Raw genomic sequence first — 17,350 nt, forward strand, 5'->3', positions numbered from 1 at the left:
GTCATTCACTTAATAACGGTCATCATCCTGTCCTGCTGCGTCCGTTTGGATGATGCGAACATAAAAGGTGTCTTTGACTGCTTCGAACGACTTTCCTGCCGGGAGAGTCGTGTACACCTCTACTTTGGCCACTCCTGGTTTTACTGGAATCAACTCTTTTCCTGAAGCACTAACTTGAACGTACTCTTCACCAGATACAATCTCCATTCGATAGTCACGCCACGTTGAGGTCGTAGGCCAGTACTCAAGGAGCGGTGAGCGTGGTGACTTCCCTTCACCGATATTGATGGTCATGTCTTTTGACATGAGTTGGTTCGGGTATTCATTCACACGAACGATTGAAAGATTGGAACGAATGTTACGTAACACATCGTCATCAAACATCGTTTGTAACGGGATATCCGTCACTACACCATTGTTCTCATATCCATGATTGGCTCGTAATTGATACCCTGTCGCGCTTTGCGTCACTGTCAATGCAGGCGGGACCGTACTGACTTGTTTAAATGGAATGGATACGATCGGTGACGAGGTTACTTGAATCGTCGCGACTTCATTCACTTGTTTTTCTTCGTCCAGACTATCCCACACCCATAAGTCGATTTGGCTCGGCGTCTGACTCAAGGACGGCGCAATGACGTTGACAGTAAAAATGGTACTCGGTGGAGAAATCGTCACCCCGCCGAAGAAATCACCGACTTCGACAGTGGCTTTGAACTTGGTCATACCTGGTTTTAGTCCGATGATTTTTAGACTATTTCCTTCTTGTTCAAAACGTACACTTTCACCTGACTCGACGACATAACGAATCGATTTGTATTGTGCCGTCACCGGCATAACGTTTGGTGTGACGGTAGTCGTTTGACCGACATACAGCTCTTTTGATTGAATCGTGAGTTGTTCTGGAGGACTGATGACCTTCAGGTTCGACTTCGCAACTATGAGCGGTTTTCCATCTCCTGGGTCAATCGTCAATCGTATCGTCGCATTCCCTGTCTTCAGACCGGTCACAGTCGCATTATTTCCTTGAGAAGATAATTTGGCAATTCCATTCGCATCAACGATCTCCCATTTCAAACTTCTCCATTTCGGGCTCGAATAAGTCCCTCCTTTTGAATCAGTGATTGTTGGGCTTATCACTTGTTGTGCACCAATTTGGAGTGTGACGTCCGGTATCGTCGCCCCGTATGCGTAAGGAGCTCCGATGTTGATTAGTAAGTCCGAAAACGAGGATTGGATTGTTTGTTCCTTATCCCATTCGTTGTGCTTGTCTAAAATATGATCTTGCTTCTTCGCATATTCAATCAGAGTCGACAACTGATTATCTTCTTTTTTCAGTTGAATGAGCGAAGACGATGACTCAATGGCTCGAACGACTACTTCAAACTGAATCGTTCGATCACCACTCTCCTCTGGTAGAAGGATGTTGGTATTCCCTTTACGTTCGTAATACAAATTCGGATGTAACTCTAGATTGATTTCATTTGAGCTCGAGATTGGATATTCCTTTCCATTCGTATCTCGAATCGCTACGACTTCAAGTTGCTTCGGAAATTTTTCCTTGAAAGTCGTCGAATCAATCCTTAAGAATTTGTCGCCTTTTTGATCCTTTGATCGATCAAATTGTTCTGGGTATTGAACCTGGTATTTAATCGTTCCCGTTTCATACAAATTGATTGTCGACGGATCAATCGAACGGGATACTTGAATCAAGTCCGACACGTTCTCTGCACGCTTCACGTCAATCGTAAACGTATCAATCACTTTCGCATTCCGTTGATCAGATGTCTCAATTTTCACTTCAATCGGTCGGTCCGCGACAACATCTGCCGCAGGAATCGTAAATTCTTTTACTTCGTAGTTCCGTAAGTCTTCAAATGCGAACGACTTCCCATTATACGTGATGGTCGATTTTAAGAATAAATCTTGGAAATCGTAGTCACTCGGGCGCCACATCAATTTAATATCTTGTCCCGCCGTCACTTCCATTGCTCCCGCTTTTATGTCGGAAGAGGTATAGGAGTTGATCGAATCGCTGACAGACTCGATGACGTTATACGGTTTATGGTTGGCACCGATAAAAGCACGATACATCGTGTTAATAAAGATTTTTTTCTCATCTTCAACCGAAAACTGATTGGTGTGGCCCGCTCCCGAATAGGTGAAGTTGTTTTTTGTGTACGTATAGTAATGGTTGTTGGCATCTCCGTATGATCGATCCTTACTCGAATTATCCGAAGACAAGTTATACCAAGGCGTAACTTCAGGATCGTTTAAATCGAGCGTGAAATATTGGTTATGCGTCTGAGAGATGCTCTTAGGCGCATCGTTCAATGCATATGGGTAAGATGTAAAAATACCATCCTGTACCTTTTCAATCACTCTTGTTAATTGTGGGGCTTGATAGCCTATGTTCGTGTAAATCTTTTGGCCAGAAATATTTTTAGCCGGATCTGAATTCACAAATTGACGCTCCCATTCCGAAGTGGCCGAATTCCCACCACCAGAACGATAAATGGTATCATGCGTCAACATGACGCCTTGACCCGTTTCAGAAAACGTTTTGACTTTAGACGTTGCCGCGACGTTCATACTTCCATTGTTGTTGTACGAGTCCTCGAAGCCAAAAATCAACATGTCATACTCGTTCGCATTCAATTGCTGATTGAATACGCCTTTTTGAAAATCACTCGTCGTTCCATTGTTCAATGTAAATTGATACTGTCCATTGCTATCCTTCAGCATACTAGACAAATAGTCAGAAATCTTACCTTTAGTCGCTGTTCCTGCGGTCAACTGCAAAATATTAGCTTCGACCTTTTTGTCGACATAAAGGAACGTTCCTTTTTTATAATCTTTACGTCCCGTCACCGTGTCTTTGGCGACAATCATCCAATTTTTCGGTCCGGTATACGTCGGTCGAGATAATGAAAATTCAAGCTGCCCTGTTGAGCTTGCGACCACTTCTCTCACCTTATCTTCAGCTTCAAAACGATCATTGTGATTAAAATCAATATACAACTCAACGATTGTACTCGATGTTGGGGGAGCGACTAATTGATAGTTGAATTGAAGCGGTTGACGCACATCATTCTTAATCTCAATCGTTTGATTCACAAGCGGTTTTTGATTGTAGGCCACTTCGACATTGGATAACAACGGACGGATACTCGGTTGGTTTGATAATTCCTGAACCAGCGCTTGATCCGTTTCGAATTGTTTTACGTTCGCGTACTCTTTAAATGTGGTCAATTGCTTCACATGTTCTCCACCGAACGATACATCATTATGAAGAAAGACAGGTAACCCGGTCTTTACATAAAAGTCAGTTATTTCGCTAAGCTTCAAATCAGTTAAGTCGTTAAAAACCAATGTGGTATTGTGAGCCGTTGAACGACTATTCTTATCTTTGCCTTTTAGACTATTTACTTCCTTCAAATTATCTTGGTATTTTTGTTGATCTCCGAGAGGACTACTGGCCAATACAATGGCATCATAAGCTCCATCCATCGGAAAACGCGCCGCATTAAATTGTTTGATTGTCATAAATTCAATCTCTAAGTTCGCTAGCGTATTTTGTCCGGCCGCTAACGTTTTTTTGTAATTTTCGACTGCTGTATTGAATGCGTTTTGAGTTACGATATTGCTTGCTGAATAAGCGTCTCTTAGGAAGAGTACTTTATATTTAGGTGAATCTTTTGCCTCTACAGAATGTTCTTGAGGGACGAACGAAATTAGTAAGATGAAGATAATGGCAACATGCATAAATTTACGCAATGTATAGTCCTCCCTATTTTTAGTCTTCACTACTAATTATCCCACCCACTTGAAAAAATATACATCTGTTTCTTCGATATCAGGTAAATGTTTTAGCTTAAGAAACGTCTCACGTCACTAATGAAATACAGAGACCCGGTCACAATCAACGTCTCGCTCGCCGGTGCTTCCATCCAATCATCAAGCCACTCCTGCCACTCGACGAAGCGTGCTCCATCTTTTACAAGCTGCTCTCTCGTTCTCGCACGTGGGAAATCAAACGTCGTCTCGTACACGTCGCCAATTGCTTTTAGTGCGTGAATCATCGTATTGCGGTCTTTATCTGCTAAAATCGCTGTCAGCACGGTCACATCTGTCTCTTGTTTGGCTTGAAGGACCAACGCCTCGATGCCTTCCTGATTATGCGCCCCATCCAAGATCACCCGTGGTCGTTTGGAGACGAGTTCATATCGCCCCGGATGTTGTGCCCGCTCAAGACCCGACCGAATCGCCTCTTCTTCCCACCCGAGATGACGCGCTACGGCGACGGCACATGCCCCGTTATAAGCTTGATGATGACCCGTCAACCCGAGCACGACAGGTGGCATACCCTCATATGTAACGACAGTCCCAGCCCCGTCCTCGATCTCTTTCACAAGTGTTCGTACATCATGAATCGAAGCGCCTACGTCTTCTCCTGTTTGAAGCAACAGTTCAATCAACTTCTCTTCACCGACACTATGGAACATCGGCACGCCACTCTTCATGATGCCGTACTTCTCCATCGCAATCTCTTCAAGCGTATCGCCGAGTATTCCTTGATGATCATGTCCGATCGACGTCACGATGGTCGCGAGTGGATGTGTCAACACGTTCGTCGAGTCCAGTCGTCCCCCGAGACCGACTTCCCAAATGATCACATCAGGACGTGTGTCATCAAAATAGCACCAGGCCATCATCGTCAAGAGCTCAAATTCCGTCAGTGTCTCCGGTGCCGTGTCCGCACACGCTTTGACACGATTCGCCACGTCGACGAGCGCGTCTTCTTGAATCGGTTCCCCGTTCAACATGATTCGTTCCTCGAACTGAATGATATAAGGCGACGTGAACGTTCCGACGGATAATCCATTCTCCATCGCCATCGTCCGTAAAAATGCAACGGTCGACCCTTTTCCGTTCGTCCCTGCCACATGAATGGATGGACGTTCTTCTAATCCTAACTGCTCAATCATCCAGTTCATCCGCTCAAGACCCGGTTTGATCCCGAAGCGAAGCTGTCCACTCAACCAATCGAATACATCTTGTCTCGTCTTCATCTTCCACACTCCTACTGTTTACACTTCTGTTTCATCTTATCAAAATTCACGACAGCCGTTATGGAAAACAGTCTGTGCTATACTCGAAGCGAAGAAGGAGGCATGCGCCATGACAACTGACTGGAACTTCGAGGCGACGTACCTCGAATTACGTGACATCTTTTACGACCGTGGACCCATCCATCCGGTCGACAATCCGACACTCGTCTTGTTTAACGATACATTAGCCGCTTCACTCGGGCTTGATGCACAAAGCGTCAAACAAAACATCGATTTACTTGCCGGCAATCGTCAAACCGAGACGTCGTTCTCGCAAGCCTACGCCGGACATCAATTCGGCAACTTGACGATGCTCGGGGACGGAAGGGCCCTCATGCTAGGGGAACACGTGACCCCGAACGGGAAACGTGTCGATGTACAGCTCAAAGGTTCCGGACCGACGGAGTACTCTAGAGGTGGCGACGGACGAGCCGCACTCGGGCCGATGGTACGGGAATTTATCATCAGTGAGGCGATGCATGCTCTCGGCATCCCGACGAACCGTGCACTCGCTGTCATTCAGACTGGAGAAGCCATCATGCGTCAGGGTCCAAAGCACGGAGCTATCCTGACCCGGGTCGCCTCTAGTCATTTGCGTGTCGGAACGTTCCAATTCGCGGCAGGTGCCGGCTCCATCGATGACGTCATCGCGCTCGTGGAATTTGCGATCAAACGTCACGACCCAGACTTGATTGATGCACCCGATCGCTACGAACAGTTTCTCGGACGCGTCGTCGAAAGACAGGCGAGACTCATCGCTAACTGGCAACTCATCGGGTTCATTCACGGGGTGATGAATACGGACAATATGTTCATCAGTGGAGAAGGTCTCGATTACGGACCGTGCGCATTCATGGATACGTATCATCCGGAGACGGTCTTCAGTTCGATTGACCGGGAAGGACGATACGCCTACGGAAATCAACCGTACATCGGGTCTTGGAACCTTGCCCGACTCGCAGAGACATTGCTGCCGCTTCTTGGTGAGACGAAAGAAGAAGCAGTCGATGTGGCAAACAAACAGCTCACCCGCTATACGGAGTTGTATAAAGAAGCCTACTTTACCGGACTCGCGCATAAGATCGGCATATACGTCCGAAAAGACGGTGACGATGCACTCACGGATGAATTGCTCCGCTTGATGATGGAGACAGAGGCAGATTATACAAATACGTTCCGCTCGTTGACGCTAGGTGAAATCGATTCGCTTTCATTCGCAACTCAGGAAGATGGGAAGGCATGGATCGATGCTTGGCAAAAACGCCTAAGCGAACAAGGTCTACCAGACGAGGACGTAAGTCGAATCATGCGCCAATACAACCCGGCCGTCATTCCTCGAAATCATCATGTCGAAAAAGCGATTCAAGCAGCAGAACGAGGCGACTTTGGTCCGGCCGAGGCGCTACTCACGATTTTACGTGATCCTTATAAATACGACCAACCGTCCGAGTACATATCAGCAGGTCCACCGCGGACGTATCCGTACCAGACGTTTTGTGGCACATGAACCATTTCGCATTTGCGAGATGGTTTTTTTTGAATCATTTTTCAATCTTCAAACGTAAGATAAGGTATTACAAAATGGAGGTACCTATAAATGCGCTTACTCACCTCACTCGTCTCATTAGGATTTGCCTGTTTACTCGCACTCGAACTTTGGCAAGCCCCATACTTAAGCAATATCGTTTGGGCGATGCCCGTCTTTTTCTTGAGCGTGTCGGTCGTCCAGTACATGAAACATCTGAATGAGTCAGAATGGAGTGACACAAAATGCAAAAACTGATTCCATTGATGATCCTCATCACCACTTCAGCATCATATGTCGTGTATGACCTTTATCTATCATTGATTGGTCAACCGACTCAACCACCATTCACCGCCTTAGCCATCGCTGTACTTCTCGCGTCCTCATACTACATCACAACTGGCCGTGTGCCGTTTTGGAGTGAAGAGGAAGAGGCATGAAACGCATCTATATCGCTCTCTTGGTTATTGGTGTGGCTCTATATTCCACGTATATCATCCACCTATTTCGAATCGGTTTCACGACCCCACTGTATACTCAACTCCCGATGCTATTGGGGATTGGAATCATCGTCTGGTGGCTCGTACAAACAAGACCCGAACGTCGCTCTTGACGCTCGGGCCTTGATATTATTCTGAATCCCGAAAAGGAAACGATCCTGATGAAGGTTCCGGTAGAGAATCAGCTAGCTTCAACAACTCCTCTTCCGAGATATTTCCTGTTACGATGATCAATTTACCTTGAGATAAGTAATATAAGCCGTTCCCGTATGATTGCTCCAGTAGGTATGGTTTTGGCCGATCCGACATCTCCCCTTCGATTTCAGTGAAATCGTCCGTCTCAATGATACTGATGAGGCTTGTCTCATCGTATAACGTCCAAAGCTTCACCGGCCAATCGTTCACCGAATAGTCAGAGCTGATGACTTCCATCTCTTTGACTGGAAGATCTAATCCACGCGTAGACGCATTGGACGTCTCGGGTACCCCGAAACGTTGCATCCCGCGTTGCGCCCATCCCTTTTTTCCATCATGAATGAATACGCCAAACGGGTTTTCACGGTCAGGGACGGTCATCGCAACTAAACCGATTCCTCCGACCATCGTCTCCGTTAAAATGTGATCCTTCGACAACTGTTTTGTCGAGCCATCTTCATATTGAAGGGTGATTTGTGCCACGACCGCGTCCGAGACCTTTTCTGTCCCTGGTGGTACTTCGGCAATCATCGTCCCTGTCACTTCTGCGTCGGGAAATTGTGATTCATCGATTCCTTCCACTTGCTCTATTTTTTCCACCTCACCCGTCTCCACAGACTTCGTCTCTTCAGGTGTCGTACACCCCGCTAGTCCCAATACAAGAACACACATTACCCCAATTCGTCTCATCTGATATCCCCTCTACAAAGATTCCTAATGTTTACTTTCTCCGAAGTACCAACACAAAATCTTATTGTACATAAAGAATCTCTATTCTGAATCACGGAAAGGGAACGATACGGACGAAGGTTCCGGTAAAGAATCAGCTAGTGTCAACAGTTCTTCTTCCGAGATGTTTCCCGTCACGAGAATTAGTTTGTCTTGACTGATGAAGTAGATTCCATTGCCGCTCGGCTGATTCAATCGATCATACTCCACTCCATCCGTCTGACGATTGATTCGCTCACCGTCGCCTACACTGAATGCATCGGTCATCAAAATGGTGACCAGTTGCGACTCATCATAGAACGTCCACAATTTTACCGGTCGTTCCACGTCATCGATTTCACTATCAATCGTATACATCAAATCTTGAGGAAGCACCAAACCGTGGCTTCTTTTTTCAGAAGCGTCAGTGATTCCAAAATGCTTCATCCCATGCATGACCCATTCCCCGTCCCGTGAATAGTGATAGACACCGAAAGAAGGCGTTTGGTTTGGATGAGCCATCGCTACCAATCCGATGTCTCCAACTGTCGCCTCATAGATGACGTCCTTTGTGGAAAGGTGACCTTCCGATCCATCTTGATATTGAAGCGTGATTTGATGAACTACCGCATCTGCCAACGATTCGGTCCCTTTTGGTACGTCTTCAATGAGCGTGCCCACCCATTCACTCGTGGGTGCTTGGGACACCTCACTCGTTTCAATTTTCTCTATATCTGTACCGACCTTTTTCTCTTCTGATGTCGTACATCCAGTCAGCCCTAACACAAGAACACACATTAACCCGATTCGCTTCATCTCGTATCCCCTTTTCTACATCTACCTCTCCAAATTCTACCAAAACACAAAAAAACCTTCTTCAGAGAATTAATCTCCAAAGAAGGTCCATGTCTTACTTACGCAACTCTTCCAAACGGGCGCGGACTGCGTCACGCTTGTCGAGGTAGTCTTTTTCTTTTGCTTTCTCTTCGTCGATGACGTGAGCCGGTGCCTTAGCGATGAAGCCTTGGTTTCCGAGTTTCTTCTGTACGCGCTCGACTTCTTTCTCATACTTCGCGACTTCTTTTTCAAGACGGGCGATTTCTTCTTCGAAGTTGATGAGGTCTGCGAGCGGGATGAAGAGCTCTGCACCTGTCATGATCGCGGACATCGACTTGTCCGGAGCCGTGAGGCCACGTCCGATTTCAAGCTCTGTCGCGTTCGTGAACTTGCCGATCGTCATTTCGTTCGCGCTCAAGTAACCTTGTGTCGCATCGTCGCTCGTCGAGATGAAGAGCTGGATTGGTTTTGACATCGGTGCGTTCACTTCGGCACGGATGTTACGAACCGAGCGGATGACGTTCATCACAGCTTCAAACGCTGGAACTGAATCTGCGAAATGAAGGTCGTCACGACGCGTCGGGTAGCTTGCACGAACGATTGAATCGCCCTCGTGCGGCAAGTGCTGCCAAATTTCTTCTGTCAAGAACGGCATGAACGGGTGCATGAGACGCATGATTGAATCGAGCGTATGCGCGAGAACCGAACGTGTCGTGTGCTTCGCTGCTTCGTCCTCACCATAGAGCGTGAGTTTCGCCATCTCGATGTACCAGTTACAGAACTCTTCCCAGATGAAGTTGTACAGGTAACGACCGGCTTCACCGAACTCGTACTTGTCGACGAGGCGTGTCACTTGGTCGATTGTGTCGTTCAAGCGCGTCAAGATCCACTTGTCAGCAAGCGTCTTCTCGCCCGTGAGGTCGATCTCTTCCACTTTGAGTCCATCCATGTTCATGAGAGCGAAACGGCTCGCGTTCCAAATCTTGTTCGAGAAGTTCCATGTCGACTCGATCTTCTCCCAATAGAAACGAAGGTCGTTCCCTGGTGTCGAACCTGTGAGGAGGAACCAACGGAGTGAATCCGCTCCGTACTGGTCGATGACTTCCATCGGGTCAACGCCGTTACCGAGTGATTTCGACATCTTGCGCCCTTCCGAGTCACGGATGAGACCGTGGATGAGGACATCGTTGAACGGTTGTTTCCCTGTGAACTCGAGTGATTGGAAGATCATGCGTGATACCCAGAAGAAGATGATGTCGTATCCCGTAACGAGCGCGCTCGTCGGGAAGTAACGGTTGAAGTCCGGTGCGTCCGTGTCCGGCCAGCCCATCGTTGAGAACGGCCAAAGCGCTGACGAGAACCATGTGTCGAGGACGTCTTCGTCTTGTGTCCAGTTCTCACTGTCCGCCGGTGCTTCTTTTCCTACATACACTTCGCCTGTCTCGTTATGATACCAAGCCGGGATGCGGTGCCCCCACCAAAGTTGACGGCTGATACACCAGTCGCGGATGTTCTCCATCCAACGGAGGTATGTGCCTTCGAAGCGCTCTGGGACGAAGTTGACTTTCGTGTCGTCGTTTCCTTGTGCTTCGAGTGCCGCTTTTGAGAGTGGCTCCATGTCAACGAACCATTGTTTCGAAAGGTATGGCTCGATGACTGCACCTGAACGCTCTGAGTGACCGACCGAGTGCGTGTGCGGCTCAATCTTCACGAGTGTGCCGTCCGCCTCTAAGTCTTTGACGAGTTGCTTGCGGCATTCGAAGCGGTCGAGCCCTTCGTACTTGCCAGCGTTCTCATTCATCTTCCCGCCTTCGTCCATGACGAGGATACGTGGAAGCTCGTGACGGTTTCCAATTTCAAAGTCATTCGGGTCGTGGGCTGGCGTGATTTTCACGCAACCTGTACCGAACTCCATGTCGACGTAGTCGTCCGCAACAATCGGAATCTCACGGTTCATGACCGGAAGCATGATCGTCTTGCCGATGAGGTGTGTGTAACGCTCATCTTTCGGGTTGACGGCAACCGCCGTATCCCCGAGCATCGTCTCTGGACGTGTTGTCGCGATTTCGATGTGACCTGAACCGTCAGCGAGTGGATACTTCATGTGATAGAACGCACCCTCGACTTCTTGGTAAATAACTTCGATATCCGAAACGGCCGTCTTTTGAGCCGGGTCCCAGTTGACGATATATTCGCCACGGTAGATCAAACCTTTTTCATACAAGCGAACGAATACTTCTTGAACGGCTTTTGAGAGCCCTTCGTCGAGTGTGAAGCGTTCACGTGAATAGTCGAGGCCAAGACCAAGTTTAGACCATTGGTCGCGAATCGTCTTCGCGTACTCGTCTTTCCATTCCCACGTCTTCTCGAGGAACTTCTCACGTCCGAGGTCGTAACGCATGACGCCTTCTTCACGGAGTTTTTGTTCAACTTTTGCCTGAGTCGCGATGCCGGCGTGGTCCATCCCTGGGAGCCAGAGCACGTCATAACCTTGCATGCGCTTGAGGCGCGTCAACAAATCTTGGAGCGTCGTGTCCCAAGCGTGACCGAGGTGAAGTTTCCCCGTAACGTTCGGTGGTGGGATGACGATCGTGTACGGTTGTTTCGAATCGTCCTCGTCTGCTTTAAATACATCATTTTCTAACCAGTAGTCGTACCATTTTGACTCCGTCGCACTTGGGTCGTACTTCGTCGGCATGGTGATTTCGTTTGTCTCATGGGCCATGTGTGGCGCCTCCTCTATATCTTAATGAACACAAAAACGGCTTCTCTCGTCCTATACGCTAAGGACGAAAGAAGCCGTGATCTTCCGCGGTACCACCTTAGTTCGCCAACAAGTGGCGCACTCAAAATCGAATAACGGTCGATGGACCGAACTTTCTTACTCCATTCAGAAAGTCAGCTCCGAGGCGACTTCCGCGTCCATCCCTCGCAACCTTTCACCAAGCGGTCGCGTCTCTAAAAAGGAATGGATGATGCGTACTACTCCTCATCAATGCTTTTCATCATATCTGTTAAATAATTGTAGCGACAGAAACGTCAGCAGTCAAGATTAGAGTGAAAACTCTTCTTGAAGCTCCTTGAATGTCGCCTCGACCGCTGCAATCGTCTTCTCGATATCCTCATCCGTATGCGCCGTCGAAAGGAACAATCCTTCGAACTGTGACGGTGGCAAGAATACGCCGCGCGCTGCCATCTTCTGATAGTACGAACGGAACATCTCGAGGTTCGCCGATTTCGCTTTCTCGAAGTTCGTCACTTTCTCGTTCGTGAAGAAGAAACCAAACATCGAGCCGGCACGGTTCGTGTCGTGCGGGATGTTGTATTTCTCACCAGCTTTCGTGAAACCTTCCGCGAGACGGTCTGCCTTACGCTCGAACTCCGCATAGTGCTCCGGTTTGAGTTGCGAGAGTGTCGTGTAACCAGCAATCATCGCGAGTGGGTTACCCGAGAGCGTACCCGCTTGATAAATCGGACCTTGCGGTGCGATCTGTTCCATGATTTCACGTTTTCCACCGTAAGCGCCGACCGGAAGTCCACCGCCGATGACCTTACCGAGACACGTGAGGTCCGGTGTGACACCGAAGTATCCTTGTGCACAGTTGTACCCGACACGGAAGCCCGTCATGACCTCATCAAAGATGAGAAGCGCGCCATTTTGTTCCGTGATTTCACGAAGTCCTTCGAGGAATCCTGGTTGTGGTGGCACGAAGCCCATGTTTCCAGCTGCTGGTTCGACGATGACACCAGCGAGGTCGTCACCGTATTTCTCAAACGCGACGCGGACAGCGTCCAAGTCGTTGTAAGGAACGGTGAGCGTATGGCTCGCGAGCTCTTTCGGTACACCTGGTGAGTCCGGGAGACCGAGTGTTGCGACACCAGAACCGGCTTTAATGAGAAGTGAGTCGCCGTGTCCATGGTAGCATCCTTCGAACTTCAAGATCTTCGTCTTCCCTGTATAGCCGCGCGCGAGGCGAAGTGCCGCCATCGTCGCTTCCGTACCCGAGTTGACCATACGAACCATCTCGATTGATGGGACGCGGTCGATGACGAGTTCTGCCATCTTCGTCTCAAGCTCGGTCGGCGTTCCGAACGTCCAGCCTTTTTCAGCTTGTTCTTGAATCGCTTTCGTGACGACAGGGTCACGGTGTCCGAGGATGAGGGGTCCCCATGAGAGGACGTAATCGATATACTCGTTGCCGTCGATGTCATAGACGCGTGAACCTTCACCACGTTCGGCGAAAATCGGCGTCATACCGACCGATTTGTAGGCACGGACCGGACTGTTGACACCGCCTGGCATGAGTGGGCGGGCTTGTTCGAACGCTTCTTGTGAGCGTGTTTGGTTGTATGTCATGCGTAGTCTCCTTCCAAATAGCGACAGACGTCTTTTGCGAAATACGTGACGATGAGATCGGCACCGGCACGCTTGAATCCGACCATCGTCTCCATGACGATGCGTTCTTCGTCGACCCAATCGTTGAGTGACGCGGCTTTGATCATCGCGTACTCTCCGCTCACGTTATACGCCACGATTGGCATATCGAGTGAGTCGCGCATGTCACGGATGATGTCCATGAACGCGAGAGCCGGTTTGACAATCATGAAGTCGGCACCTTGTTCGACGTCCGATTGTGACTCGCGGAACGCCTCACGACGGTTCGCCGGGTCCATCTGATAACCTTTACGGTCGCCTTCACCAGGAGCCGATTGGGCAGCGTCACGGAACGGTCCGTAATACGCCGACGCATATTTTACGCCATAGCTCATGATTGGGATGTGGCTGAATCCGTTTTGGTCGAGACCTTCACGGATGGCTGCGACGAATCCGTCCATCATCGAGCTCGGCGCGATGATATCGGCACCCGCTTGTGCTTGCGTGATCGCTGTCTGGACGTGAAGTGGAAGCGATGCGTCGTTATCGACGTCACCGTCCTTCACGAGGCCACAGTGACCTGTAGACGTATATTCACATAGGCACGTATCGGCGATGACCGTGAGCTGTGGCGCCCACTCTTTCACTTTACGGATTGCTTCTTGGACGATGCCGTGGTCATGATACGCTTCACTGCCTTCCGGGTCTTTATGTTCCGGCACGCCGAACAAGAGCACGGATTGGAGACCGAGGTCGACGATTTCTTTGATCTCTTCTTCGAGTCGGTCAAGTGAATAATTAAAGACGCCAGGCATCGAGCTGACTTCACGTTTAATGTTAGTCCCTTCAATGATGAAGAGTGGGTAAATCAAATCTTCTTTCCGAACATGATTTTCACGTACGAGGGCACGCATCGACTTCGATGAGCGAAGACGACGGTGACGGTCAAACTGGTTCATGAAAAATCCTCCCCTACACACTGTATTAATGCATCCATAGTATAACATTCTGGCACTCGTACCGGTAATGTCGACACTTGTCGGACGGCACGTTCGGTCACTTCGCCGATGGCGTACCACGTCCCGGTGAAGCGGGATAAGTGCGGTGTGAGCGCCTCGACGGCCGACGGGCTCAAGACGAGCAGTGCCTTCACGGTTTCGAGTTGTTGCTGTTGCGCCGGTGTCAACGGCACTGGGATCGTCTCGTAGACGACCCAGTCCTGCACGTGAGAGAGCATCGTCATGTGCTTCGTGTTCGCCAAATTCCCACGCGCGAACAAGACGACCTCATCGGCGGAAACGACATCGCGTAACTGTTCAAAGAGTGCCTCACCCGTATACGTCTCCGGCATGAGCGAGACGGTAAATCCTTCCGCTTCAAGCGCCCGTTTCGTCTTCTCACCGACAGCAGCGACTTTGACGTCACGCGTCAGATTTCGAAGCGCGGGCACCGCGTTTTGACTCGTGACGACGAGCCAGTCGAATCGTTCCACGGGTGGTGGGACGTGCGTCTCTCTCGTCTGAATGAGCGGGACATGATGAACGGAAAGACCGCTCGCCTCGAGCAGCGCCCGTTGCGAAGCGGTCATTCGTTTCGTTCCCGTGTACCAGACGTCACTCATTGACCGAGGCGAGGATTTCACGCCCGCCACGTCCGAGCAATTCTTCTGCGACGTCCATTCCGAGTGCGATCCCGTCCGTTGACGTTTTCGTTACACGAAGCACTTCTTTCCCGTCCACTGACGCGATGAGGCCCGTGAGTGTCACTTCGTCACCTTCGACCGTCGCGTAACCGCCGACTGGGACGTGACAGCTGCCTTCGATGGCTTTTAAGAAAGTCCGTTCCGCTGTCGCGGCTTTTGCCGTCACATCATCATGTAACAATTGAAGCACTGCCGTTACTTCTGCATCGTCTTTACGGCTCTCGATCGCGAGTACGCCTTGTCCGACAGCAGGTACCATGACGTCCGGGTCAAGTGCTTCGAAGTCCACACGATCCGTCCAACCCATCCGTTCGAGCCCGGCTTTCGCGAGCAAGATGGCGTTGTAGTTCTCCGAGTCTAACTTTTTCAGACGCGTATCGATGTTTCCACGGATCCATTGAATCTCAAGGTCAGGACGGGCTGCCAAGATCTGAGCACCACGACGGAGCGAGCTCGTTCCGACAATTGAACCTTTCGGAAGCGTCTCGAACGTGTAGCCGTTCTCGCAGATAAGAACGTCACGCGCGTCGACACGTTTCGGCATGCAGCTGATATAGAGCTCTTCCGGAAGTTCGGCTGGTACGTCTTTCATGCTGTGGACAGCGAAATCGATGTCCCCGTCGAGCATCTGTTGTTGAATCTCTTTGACGAATAGACCTTTCCCGCCGACTTTTGACAATTGTACATCGACGATTTGGTCCCCTTTCGTTACGATTTCTTTAATCTCGAACTCGTTTTGTGCTCCGGCTTGTTTCAATTGCTCGATAACCCATTTCGTTTGAGTCATGGCGAGTTGGGAACGGCGTGAGCCGACGATGATTTTTCGCATGTTGAGTCTCTCCTTCATAGAAAAAGGCGACACACGTCGCCTTTTATATCTTGTTAGCGCATCAATGCGCGAAGTGGTGCTTTCGCAGAAGTGGCATCTGTTTCTTCCACTTCGTCTACTGGTTGTTCTGGTAACTCGACATCGAGTCCGAACGTCTCGACGAATTGGGCGATCCGAACGTTCGCGTCCGGCTGTGCCGCTGCGTCTTTAATATAGTCGATCGGGTCACGAAGCATCTGGTTGATGATCGACTTCATATGCTTCCCGATGACTTTCTTGTCGCGCGCCGACAAGTGGTCGAGCTTGCGCTCTAGACTCGTCATCGTGTCTTCTTGAATATCAAGGGCACGGGCACGCAACTCGTTCATGATCGGTACGACACCGAGCGTGACGAGCCATGCTTGGAACTCTTGAATCGCTTCATCGATTTTCATCTCGATCTTCTCGGCCTCGAGGAGACGAGCTTCGAGATTCTTGTTGACGATTCCATTCAAATCATCGACATCGAACAAATGAACACCCGGAAGTGTCGCGACCGCTGGATCGATATCTCGCGGCACAGCAATGTCAATGAGAAGAAGTGGGCGTTCACGGCGCAACAATTGTGCCGCTGCAACATCGTCATATCCGATGACGGCGTCTTTCGCTCCGGTCGAACTGATCAAAATATCCGCATCGAGTAGGCCACATGCGATTTCACGAATCGAATGGGCACGACCTTTGAACTTATCCGCTACAGCTTTCGCTTTGCTCTCCGTCCGGTTGAAGACGGCAATCTGTTTGGCACCAGCCTCGAACAAGTTGAGTGTCGTCAATTCACCGGTCTCCCCGGCTCCGACGACGACGACTTGCTTATCGTCAAGCTGTTGGTACATCTCTTGTGCGAGCGTCACGGCAGCCGAGCTGACCGATACAGACATTTCCCCAATTTGCGTGTCCGTATGGGCGCGCTTGGCGAGTGTGACCGCTTCTTTGAATAATTTGTTGAAGACCGTTCCTGTCGTTCCATGCTCTTGGGCACGGAAGAAACTTGTCTTCACCTGACCTAAAATTTGTGTTTCCCCGATGATCATCGAGTCGAGGCCCGATGTGACACGGAACAAGTGGCGAATCGCCTCTTCCCCTTCTCGAATCGACAAGTATGGTGTGAACTGCTCCATCTCTAGGTTGAACCAGTTCGCCAAGAAACGTTTCGTGTAATAACGTCCAGTATGGAGTTGATCTGTCACGACGTACAGCTCCGTCCGGTTACACGTAGACAAAATAACCGATTCGAAAATGCTCTTCTCTTCGCGAAGCGCAATCATCGCATCCACGATTTCTTGCTCCCCAAACGAGAACTGCTCCCGAATCGCGACAGGGGCTGTCTTGTTATTTAGTCCAACGACGACAATATGCATGTATCTCTTCCCCTCATCTAAAATCCACCGACGGTTGTCTCTTCTTTTTCAATCTCTACCGTACATTATAACAGTTCTTATCTGGTAACTATAATCTTCTGTTTGATTTTCCTGAAATAAAATAAGAACTTTTTGTGACAAAAAGAAGTAGAAATGGCGAAACCCCAT

At 49.4% G+C, this 17,350-nt stretch carries 14 protein-coding genes and 1 other annotated feature; of the genes, 4 read left to right on the forward strand and 10 right to left on the reverse strand.

The features are described 5' to 3' along the window. Window positions 1-9 precede the first annotated feature (9 nt). Window positions 10-3,777 carry a DUF5057 domain-containing protein gene (locus ACQKD4_RS09305; RefSeq protein ID WP_427373110.1) on the reverse strand — a complete coding sequence of 1,256 codons (3,768 nt, stop codon included), beginning with the start codon at window positions 3,775-3,777 and terminating at the stop codon, window positions 10-12. 92 nt (window positions 3,778-3,869) lie between these two features. Further along, on the reverse strand, window positions 3,870-5,072 hold the full coding sequence (locus tag ACQKD4_RS09310; protein ID WP_427373111.1) for a bifunctional folylpolyglutamate synthase/dihydrofolate synthase: 1,203 nt from the start codon (window positions 5,070-5,072) through the stop codon (window positions 3,870-3,872). Between the two features lie 109 nt (window positions 5,073-5,181). On the opposite strand from ACQKD4_RS09310, the gene ACQKD4_RS09315 reads away from it, so the two are divergent. The 4 genes from ACQKD4_RS09315 to ACQKD4_RS09330 all read left to right on the forward strand — a co-directional run bounded on the left by ACQKD4_RS09315 (window position 5,182) and on the right by ACQKD4_RS09330 (window position 7,249). After that, on the forward strand, window positions 5,182-6,618 hold the full coding sequence (locus ACQKD4_RS09315) for a protein adenylyltransferase SelO (protein ID WP_427373112.1): 1,437 nt from the start codon (window positions 5,182-5,184) through the stop codon (window positions 6,616-6,618). A 90-nt stretch (window positions 6,619-6,708) separates the two neighbouring features. Continuing rightward, window positions 6,709-6,894, forward strand: a complete 186-nt coding sequence (locus ACQKD4_RS09320; RefSeq protein ID WP_427373113.1) for a hypothetical protein — start codon at window positions 6,709-6,711, stop codon at window positions 6,892-6,894. Further along, the gene (locus ACQKD4_RS09325) at window positions 6,882-7,076 is read left to right on the forward strand and encodes a hypothetical protein (protein ID WP_427373114.1); all 195 of its coding nucleotides are present in this window, start codon (window positions 6,882-6,884) and stop codon (window positions 7,074-7,076) included. The genes ACQKD4_RS09320 and ACQKD4_RS09325 overlap by 13 nt, the downstream gene beginning before the upstream one ends. Beyond that, complete coding sequence (locus ACQKD4_RS09330; RefSeq protein ID WP_427373115.1) at window positions 7,073-7,249, forward strand: hypothetical protein; 177 nt, start codon at window positions 7,073-7,075, stop codon at window positions 7,247-7,249. The genes ACQKD4_RS09325 and ACQKD4_RS09330 overlap by 4 nt, the downstream gene beginning before the upstream one ends. 16 nt (window positions 7,250-7,265) lie before the next feature. Here the strand turns inward: ACQKD4_RS09330 and ACQKD4_RS09335 are convergent, their stop codons facing one another. The 8 genes from ACQKD4_RS09335 to hemA form a co-directional block, all read right to left on the reverse strand. Further along, window positions 7,266-8,021 (reverse strand): hypothetical protein, encoded by a 756-nt coding sequence (locus ACQKD4_RS09335; RefSeq protein WP_427373116.1) that lies wholly within the window; start codon window positions 8,019-8,021, stop codon window positions 7,266-7,268. A gap of 81 nt (window positions 8,022-8,102) precedes the next feature. After that, window positions 8,103-8,855 carry a hypothetical protein gene (locus ACQKD4_RS09340; protein WP_427373118.1) on the reverse strand — a complete coding sequence of 251 codons (753 nt, stop codon included), beginning with the start codon at window positions 8,853-8,855 and terminating at the stop codon, window positions 8,103-8,105. A gap of 94 nt (window positions 8,856-8,949) precedes the next feature. Continuing rightward, window positions 8,950-11,601: a valine--tRNA ligase gene (locus tag ACQKD4_RS09345; protein WP_214760515.1), complete on the reverse strand. Its 2,652-nt coding sequence runs from the start codon at window positions 11,599-11,601 to the stop codon at window positions 8,950-8,952. 57 nt (window positions 11,602-11,658) lie between these two features. After that, window positions 11,659-11,881, reverse strand: a binding site (T-box leader). 47 nt (window positions 11,882-11,928) lie between these two features. Next, the gene (gene hemL / locus ACQKD4_RS09350) at window positions 11,929-13,233 is read right to left on the reverse strand and encodes a glutamate-1-semialdehyde 2,1-aminomutase (protein ID WP_214813698.1); all 1,305 of its coding nucleotides are present in this window, start codon (window positions 13,231-13,233) and stop codon (window positions 11,929-11,931) included. Then, complete coding sequence (hemB, locus tag ACQKD4_RS09355) at window positions 13,230-14,210, reverse strand: porphobilinogen synthase (RefSeq protein WP_015881120.1); 981 nt, start codon at window positions 14,208-14,210, stop codon at window positions 13,230-13,232. The genes hemL and hemB overlap by 4 nt, the downstream gene beginning before the upstream one ends. Continuing rightward, window positions 14,207-14,839: a uroporphyrinogen-III synthase gene (locus tag ACQKD4_RS09360; protein WP_214819380.1), complete on the reverse strand. Its 633-nt coding sequence runs from the start codon at window positions 14,837-14,839 to the stop codon at window positions 14,207-14,209. Before ACQKD4_RS09360 ends, hemB begins: the two co-directional genes overlap by 4 nt. A 25-nt stretch (window positions 14,840-14,864) precedes the next feature. After that, window positions 14,865-15,782, reverse strand: a complete 918-nt coding sequence (gene hemC / locus ACQKD4_RS09365) for a hydroxymethylbilane synthase (protein ID WP_427373119.1) — start codon at window positions 15,780-15,782, stop codon at window positions 14,865-14,867. Between the two features lie 53 nt (window positions 15,783-15,835). Next, a complete protein-coding gene (gene hemA / locus ACQKD4_RS09370) occupies window positions 15,836-17,182 on the reverse strand; it encodes a glutamyl-tRNA reductase (protein ID WP_427373120.1) in 1,347 nt (448 codons plus the stop codon). Window positions 17,183-17,350 lie beyond the last annotated feature (168 nt).

Source organism: Exiguobacterium sp. NPDC077395 (genome assembly GCF_050269125.1).
Classification (GTDB): domain Bacteria; phylum Bacillota; class Bacilli; order Exiguobacteriales; family Exiguobacteriaceae; genus Exiguobacterium; species Exiguobacterium aestuarii_A.

What these genes read in the sequence shown, in the direction of transcription:
- ACQKD4_RS09360 (WP_214819380.1), bottom strand. Translation starts at nt 14,839, where the DNA reads ATGACCGCTTCGCAACGGGCGCTGCTCGAGGCGAGCGGTCTTTCCGTT.
- ACQKD4_RS09315 (WP_427373112.1), top strand. Translation starts at nt 5,182, where the DNA reads ATGACAACTGACTGGAACTTCGAGGCGACGTACCTCGAATTACGTGAC.
- ACQKD4_RS09330 (WP_427373115.1), top strand. Translation starts at nt 7,073, where the DNA reads ATGAAACGCATCTATATCGCTCTCTTGGTTATTGGTGTGGCTCTATAT.
- ACQKD4_RS09310 (WP_427373111.1), bottom strand. Translation starts at nt 5,072, where the DNA reads ATGAAGACGAGACAAGATGTATTCGATTGGTTGAGTGGACAGCTTCGC.
- hemB (WP_015881120.1), bottom strand. Translation starts at nt 14,210, where the DNA reads ATGAACCAGTTTGACCGTCACCGTCGTCTTCGCTCATCGAAGTCGATG.
- ACQKD4_RS09325 (WP_427373114.1), top strand. Translation starts at nt 6,882, where the DNA reads ATGCAAAAACTGATTCCATTGATGATCCTCATCACCACTTCAGCATCA.
- ACQKD4_RS09345 (WP_214760515.1), bottom strand. Translation starts at nt 11,601, where the DNA reads ATGGCCCATGAGACAAACGAAATCACCATGCCGACGAAGTACGACCCA.
- ACQKD4_RS09335 (WP_427373116.1), bottom strand. Translation starts at nt 8,021, where the DNA reads ATGAGACGAATTGGGGTAATGTGTGTTCTTGTATTGGGACTAGCGGGG.
- hemL (WP_214813698.1), bottom strand. Translation starts at nt 13,233, where the DNA reads ATGACATACAACCAAACACGCTCACAAGAAGCGTTCGAACAAGCCCGC.
- ACQKD4_RS09320 (WP_427373113.1), top strand. Translation starts at nt 6,709, where the DNA reads ATGCGCTTACTCACCTCACTCGTCTCATTAGGATTTGCCTGTTTACTC.
- ACQKD4_RS09340 (WP_427373118.1), bottom strand. Translation starts at nt 8,855, where the DNA reads ATGAAGCGAATCGGGTTAATGTGTGTTCTTGTGTTAGGGCTGACTGGA.
- hemA (WP_427373120.1), bottom strand. Translation starts at nt 17,182, where the DNA reads ATGCATATTGTCGTCGTTGGACTAAATAACAAGACAGCCCCTGTCGCG.
- hemC (WP_427373119.1), bottom strand. Translation starts at nt 15,782, where the DNA reads ATGCGAAAAATCATCGTCGGCTCACGCCGTTCCCAACTCGCCATGACT.